Source organism: Streptomyces capoamus, from assembly GCF_014654935.1.
In the GTDB taxonomy this organism is placed as follows: Bacteria; Actinomycetota; Actinomycetes; order Streptomycetales; family Streptomycetaceae; genus Streptomyces; species Streptomyces capoamus.
On record NZ_BNBF01000012.1, the window covers coordinates 12,773 to 19,252 of the forward strand.

Annotated in this window: 5 protein-coding genes; 3 read left to right on the top strand and 2 right to left on the bottom strand. The window is 73.3% G+C overall.

Going from position 1 to position 6,480, the window contains the following annotated elements; all coding sequences use genetic code 11:
• Window positions 1-2,007, bottom strand: a 2,007-nt coding sequence (uvrC, locus tag IE312_RS19750) for an excinuclease ABC subunit UvrC (RefSeq protein WP_229900165.1), incomplete at its 3' end; no start/stop codon positions are given.
• 478 nt (window positions 2,008-2,485) lie between these two features.
• Between uvrC and IE312_RS19755 the strand changes: the two genes are divergently transcribed.
• Window positions 2,486-3,430 (top strand): hypothetical protein, encoded by a 945-nt coding sequence (locus tag IE312_RS19755; RefSeq protein WP_189983609.1) that lies wholly within the window; start codon window positions 2,486-2,488, stop codon window positions 3,428-3,430.
• A 145-nt stretch (window positions 3,431-3,575) separates the two neighbouring features.
• Here the strand turns inward: IE312_RS19755 and IE312_RS19760 are convergent, their stop codons facing one another.
• A complete protein-coding gene (locus IE312_RS19760) occupies window positions 3,576-4,004 on the bottom strand; it encodes a Rieske (2Fe-2S) protein (protein WP_189983610.1) in 429 nt (142 codons plus the stop codon).
• 386 nt (window positions 4,005-4,390) lie between these two features.
• On the opposite strand from IE312_RS19760, the gene IE312_RS19765 reads away from it, so the two are divergent.
• On the top strand, window positions 4,391-5,521 hold the full coding sequence (locus IE312_RS19765; protein ID WP_189983612.1) for a LacI family DNA-binding transcriptional regulator: 1,131 nt from the start codon (window positions 4,391-4,393) through the stop codon (window positions 5,519-5,521).
• Window positions 5,518-6,438 (top strand): carbohydrate kinase family protein, encoded by a 921-nt coding sequence (locus IE312_RS19770; protein ID WP_189983614.1) that lies wholly within the window; start codon window positions 5,518-5,520, stop codon window positions 6,436-6,438. The genes IE312_RS19765 and IE312_RS19770 overlap by 4 nt, the downstream gene beginning before the upstream one ends.
• Window positions 6,439-6,480: the final 42 nt, after the last annotated feature.

Genomic DNA, 6,480 nt, shown 5'->3' on the forward strand with positions numbered 1-6,480 from the left:
CTGGTAGGTGATCGCGAACCGGTGGGCCTCGTCGCGGACGCGCTGGAGCAGGTAGAGGCCCTCGCTGGTGCGGGGCAGGACCACCGGGTCGTCCTCGCCGGGGACCCAGACCTCCTCCAGGCGCTTGGCCAGGCCGCAGACGGCGATGTCGTCGATGCCCAGCTCGTCCAGGGCGCGCCGGGCCGCCGCGACCTGCGGCTGACCGCCGTCGACCACCACCAGCTGGGGCGGGTAGGCGAACTTCCTGGGGCGGCCGTCGTCGTCCTTGAGGGAGTCGGTGACCGGCTCGACACCGGCGAGCAGGGCGTCGCCGCCGGAGAGGGGGGCCGGGAGACCGGCACCGGCGCCGGGGGCGCCGGCCACGCCGGAGCCATCGGGAGTGCCGTCGACGGGGGTCGGGGTGACGGTGGCATGGGCGGAGGTGGGGGTGGCGGAAGCGGCTGCGTCGGCGGCGGTGGGGGTTCCATCGGTGGCGGTGCCGTCGGTGGCAGTGCCGTCGGTGGCGGTGCCGTCGATGGCAGTGCCGTCGGTGGCGGTGCCGTCGATGGCAGTGCCGTCAGTGGCGGTGCCGTCGGTGGCGGTGCCGTCGGCCCACTCCCCGGTCCGCTCCTTCTCGGCCAGGTAACGCCTGAAGCGGCGGGTGATCACCTCGTGCATGGAGCGCACGTCGTCCTGGCCGGCGAAGCCCTTGATCTGGAAGCGCCGGTACTCGCTCTTGCGCTGCAGACCGTCCTCGAAGACGACCATGGAGGCCACCACGTCGTCGCCCTGGAGGTGCGAGATGTCGTAGCACTCGATGCGCAGCGGGGCGCTGTCCAGGTCGAGGGCCTCGGCGATCTCCTCCAGCGCGCGCGAGCGCGTGGTCAGGTCGGAGGCGCGCCTGGTCTTGTGCAGGGCGAGGGTCTGCTGGGCGTTGCGCTGCACGGTCTCCATGAGCGCCTTCTTGTCGCCGCGCTGCGGAATACGCAGCGACACGTTCGACCCGCGGCGGACGGCCAGCCACTCCTGGACCGGCTCGACCGGCTCGGGCAGCGCCGGGACCAGCACCTCCTTGGGAACCGCGTCCCCGCTCTCCTCGCCGTACAGCTGCTGCAGCGCGTGCTCGACCAGGGCTCCCGTGGTGATCTCCTCGACCTTGTCGGTCACCCAGCCGCGCTGACCGCGGACCCGGCCGCCACGCACGTGGAAGATCTGCACGGCCGCCTCCAGCTCGTCCTCGGCGACGGCGACGAGGTCGGCGTCGGTCGCGTCGGCGAGCACGACCGCGTTCTTCTCCATGGCCTTCTTCAGGGCCTCGATGTCGTCGCGCAGGCGGGCGGCCCGCTCGTACTCCATCTCCTCCGCCGCCTCCATCATCTGCTGCTCCAGACGGCGGAGGTACGTGCCCGTGCGGCCCGCCATGAAGTCGCAGAACTCCGCGGCCAGCTCCCGGTGGTCCTCGGGGGTGATCCGGCCGACGCAGGGGGCGGAGCACTTGCCGATGTAGCCGAGCAGACAGGGCCGGCCGGTGCGGGCGGCGTTCTTGAAGACGCCCGTCGAGCAGGTCCGCACCGGGAACACCCGCAGCAGCAGGTCGACGGTGTCCCGGATGGCCCAGGCGTGCGCGTACGGTCCGAAGTAGCGGACGCCCTTCTTCTTGTGCCCGCGCATCACCTGCACGCGCGGGAACTGCTCGTTCATCGTGACCGCGAGGTACGGGTAGCTCTTGTCGTCGCGGTACTTGACGTTGAACCGGGGGTCGTACTCCTTGATCCAGGAGTACTCCAGCTGCAGCGCCTCCACCTCGGTGGACACCACGGTCCACTCCACGGACGCGGCGGTGGTCACCATGCTCCGGGTGCGCGGGTGCAGGTTCGCCAGGTCCTGGAAATAGTTCGCCAGGCGCTGGCGCAGGCTCTTCGCCTTCCCGACGTAGATCACACGGCGGTGCTCGTCACGGAACCTGTACACCCCGGGGCAGTCCGGGATGTCTCCCGGCCTGGGGCGGTAGCTGGAGGGGTCGGCCATGTCTCACACCCTACTAACGAGCACCGACACCGCGTCGGGCCTGGGGACGGTCCCGGCCGGACGGCACCCCGTCCACCGGGCGGGCGATGCTCACCTCTCCGACCGGTATGCCCCGCTCGGAGCGGCGAACCGTGCCCTCGGTCCGTCCGACGGTCGCGTTCCGGTCATGCGGCGGACGCGCCGGAGGTCACCGTCTTCCCGGCGAGGCCGCTGATCAGGCCGCGGCGGTCCGGTGCTGGGCCCCTGTCCCGTTCACGGGACGACAGGGTCCGGCCAGTCGTCCAGAGCGACCGGGTCCGAGGTGTTGTCGCGTTCTGGTCAACACGCTTCAATGCACGGGAAGTCGGGGCCCGCGCACAGCGCACGGGCGCGCGGCCTGCCCGGCCACGGGCGTCCGCGGAGCCCACGGGGGTGGTCCCGCACACCGCACAGACGGTCTGACCAGCCGTTGCGACACCTCACAGAAAGGCTCCTCGGCATGCGGCATGCCACAGAGCACGCGGACGTCCCCACCGCGGAACTCGACTCGGCCCTGCGCGGCGGCCCCTTCCACGTGGCGCTGCGCGCCGCGATCGCCGCGCGCGGGCTGCCGCTCCAGCGCGTGCAGCACCATCTGTCGCGCCACGGGGTCAAAGTGGGCGTCACCAGCCTGAGTTACTGGCAGCAGGGCGCCCGCCGCCCCCAGCGCCCCGAGTCGCTGCGCGCCGTACGGGCACTGGAGGAGATCCTCCAGCTGCCGGAGGAGTCCTTGATCCGGCTGCTCGCCGAGTCCGACGAGTGCGCGGCGGCCGGGCGTCCGGGCCGCTCCTACCGCTCCCTCGTCGAGGCCTCCGACATCGTGGACCGGCTCACCGCCGATCTCGGCTGGGCCATGGACGGAGGACTGAACACCCTGGGCCACCACGAATGCGTCCGGATCGGCGCCCGGCGCGAACTGGCCGCCCGCGAGGCCCACCACATCGTGCGCGCCCACCGCGACGGCGTCGACCGCTTCGTCGCCGTCCACCACGGCGACCCTGGCTGCGATCCGCGCCGCATCACCGTGCACGCCCTGGAGAACTGCCGCACCGGCCGCCTGCGCTGGGACCGGGAGAGCGGGGTGCTGGTGGCCGAGCTGCTCTTCGGCACCCGGCTGGGCTCCGGCGACACCTTCCTGTTCCGTTACGGCATCGAGGACGGCACGGCCGGTCCCTCCCGCGAGTATCTCCAGCGGTTCGGCTGCCCCGGTGGCCAGTACGCGCTCCAGGTGCGCTTCGACACCGCGGCCCTGCCCGTGCGCTGCCACCGCTTCACCCAGCACTCCGCGGCCGCCCCGCGCAACAACCGGCAGGAACTGCCCGTGACCGGCCCGCACCACTCGGCCCACGTGGTCGAGCCGCGCATCCGGCCGGGCGTCGTGGGGATCGCCTGGGACTGGGACTGACCGGGTCCGACGCCTGGGACTGGGACTGGGACTGGCCTGGGACTGGGACTGGGACTGACCAGGTCCTCCGGCCCCCGCCGGCCGGGCCGCGACCCCCGCGACCATGCCGTGGCCCCTGGCTGCTCGTTGGTCCCGGGCCCTCCGGTCAGTCCGCCGGACCGGCGACGATCCTGCCGTTGGCGGCCTTCACCGGCAGCTCGTTCAGGGGCACGGTGGCCGGCGTCCGGACCACCTTGCCCGTCAGTGCGTCGAACTCGCTGCCGTGACAGGGACAGATCAGGGTCGTTCCCTGGAGCTTGTTGATGGGGCACCCCGCGTGCGAGCAGATGGTGCTGTAGGCCTTCAGCGTGCCGTCCTCGCCACGGCTGACGACCACGTTGTGGTCCCGGTAGAGCTTGGCCCCGCCCTCGGCGACCTCGCTCTCGGCACCGAGGTCGACCTGAGCGGTCGGGGTGGCGGCGGGCGAACCGCTTCCGCCCGGTGCCGAACACGCGGCCAGGCCGAGCCCGGCGACCGGGGCGACGGCGGCCCCGCGCAGGACGGTGCGGCGGCTGGCGGAGGAGCGGGCGGGCATCTGGTACTCCACTGGTCAAGGGCTGTGCGGAGCGCACGATACCCGGACAGAGGGGTCGAGGTGGGGGGCGGGGGGCGGGGCGGGCGAGGCACGCGGGGCGGCCGGGGAGCCGCCGTGGCAGGGCTGGAGGGACGCCGGTCAGGCGGGCCGGACCGGTGAGGGAAGGTTCGGGCGACTTGGGACGGGCAGCGGGCCACCTGCGGACGTAAACGTTTGCGCAAGCGTTTACGCGGGGCAGGGCGGTGGGATAGCGTCCCGCCCGGAAGGCGGGAAGAGCACAGGGTCGGGCACCCGCTGCGAACGAGTGCTGCCCGGAAGTCAGCCGAATCGGTTCGCCGCTGCCCACTGGTCGGCTTGCCGGCCTGTCGACTCGGAGAGGGGATGCGATGGCCACCATGGCGGATGTCGCCCGGAGCGCCGGAGTCTCCGTGGCGACCGTCTCCCATGTCCTCAACGGCACGCGCCCGGTGCTCCCCCACACCCGCCAGGCCGTGCTCGACGCCGTCGACGCGCTGGGCTACACCCCCAACACCCTGGCCCGCTCCCTGGTGACCTCGCGCACGCGATCCATCGGCCTCGCGGTGTCCGCCATCAGCAACCCCTACTTCACCGAGATCCTGCAAGGTGTCGAGGCCGCTGCCCTGGAGGCGGGCTACAGCCTGCTCATCGCCGATCCGCACGACGACCCCCGGCACGAACGCAAGGTCGTCCGGCTCCTCCATGAGCGCCGGGTGGACGGCCTGATCGTCGCCCCGTCGGCGGAGCCCGGTGAGCTCCTCGGCTATCTGCGGCGCCACGCGGTACCGACCGTGTTCCTGGACCGGCTGGTCGGCCCGAGCGGGCCGGAGGACGTTCCGCCGGACGACGGCCCGGGTGGCGCCGCCGGCCTCGGCGCGCCGGGTTTCGACCAGGTGTGCGCCGAGAGCGCCGCGCCGACGGCCCGGCTCGTCACCCACCTCGCCGAACTGGGGCACCGCCGGATCGCCCTGGTCGCCGGCCTGCCCGGGCTGAGCACCACCGATGAGCGCATCTCCGGCTATCGCGAGGGTCTCGCCGCCGCCGGTCTGGCGTACGACGACGCTCTCCTCGTCTCCGGCCATTCCGAGTCCGCCGGCGCCGAGCGGGCCACGGCCGCCCTGCTCGGCCTGCCCGAGCCGCCCACGGCCCTCGTCACCGCCAACAACGCGATGACCATCGGCGCGCTGCGCGCGCTGCGCCGGCACGGCCGGTCCGTACCGGACGACATCGCCCTGTGCTGCTTCGACGACTTCGCCTGGGCCGACCTGTTCTCGCCCCGGCTGACCGCCATCGCCCAGCCCAGCCGCGAACTGGGTGCCCGAGCCGTCCGGGTGCTCCTGGACCGGCTGGCCGAGCCGGACCGGCCGGCCCGCACCGTCCGGCTGCCGTGCACGTTCGTCCACCGCACCTCCTGCGGCTGCCCGGAGGAACCCGCTCCCGCCGGAGCGGCCGGGCACACCCCGTCCCCCACGCCGTCCGAGAAGGGAACCGCCACGTGATCGTCGTCGCCGGTGAGGCACTGATCGACCTGGTACCGCAGGGCCCCGGTGCCCTCGCGCACCTCAAGCCGGCGCTCGGCGGCGGACCGTACAACACCGCCGTGGCCCTCGGGCGGCTCGGCTCCCCCACCGCCTTCTGCTCCCGGACGTCTGACGACGCGTTCGGCGAGGCCCTGCTCGACGGGCTGCGGCGGGCCGGTGTGGACGTGTCCCGCGTCCAGCGCGGGCCCGAGCCGACGACCCTCGCCGTCGCCACGATCGACGGCGCCGGCTCGGCCGCCTACTCGTTCTATGTCGACGGCACGGCGGACCGTCTGTTCACCGCCCCGGCCACGCTCCCCGCCGGTACCCGCGCGGTGTCCTTCGGTACCTGCTCGCTCGTCCTGGAACCGGGGGCGAGCGCCTACGAGGAGCTGATGCGGACCGCCGCGGGGCAGGGGCTGTTCACCGCTCTCGATCCCAACGTCCGGGCGGGGCTGATCCCGGACGCGGACGCCTACCGGGCGCGGTTCGAGAGCTGGCTGCCCTCGGTGACGCTGCTGAAGCTGTCCGCGGAGGACGCGGCGTGGCTCGGCGGCAGCCCGCGCGAGTGGCTGGCCGCGGGACCGGCGGCCGTGGTGGTCACGCGGGGCGGCGACGGTCTGACCGTGTTCACCCGGGACGGCGGGGAGCTGTCCGTGCCCGGTGAGAAGGTGGACGTCGTGGACACGATCGGCGCCGGTGACACGGTGAACGCGGCTCTGCTGCACGGGCTGGCCGTCCGGGACGCGCTGTCCCCCGAGGCGCTCGCCGCCCTCGGGACGGAGGGCTGGACACGGCTGCTGCGCTTCGCGGGACGGGCGGCGGCGATCACCTGTTCGCGGGCGGGTGCGGAGCCGCCGTACGCGGCGGAGCTGGGTGAGCCGACCGCGCTGTGAGCGACTGATCTCCCTGTGCTGTTGACAAGGTGCGACCGGGCC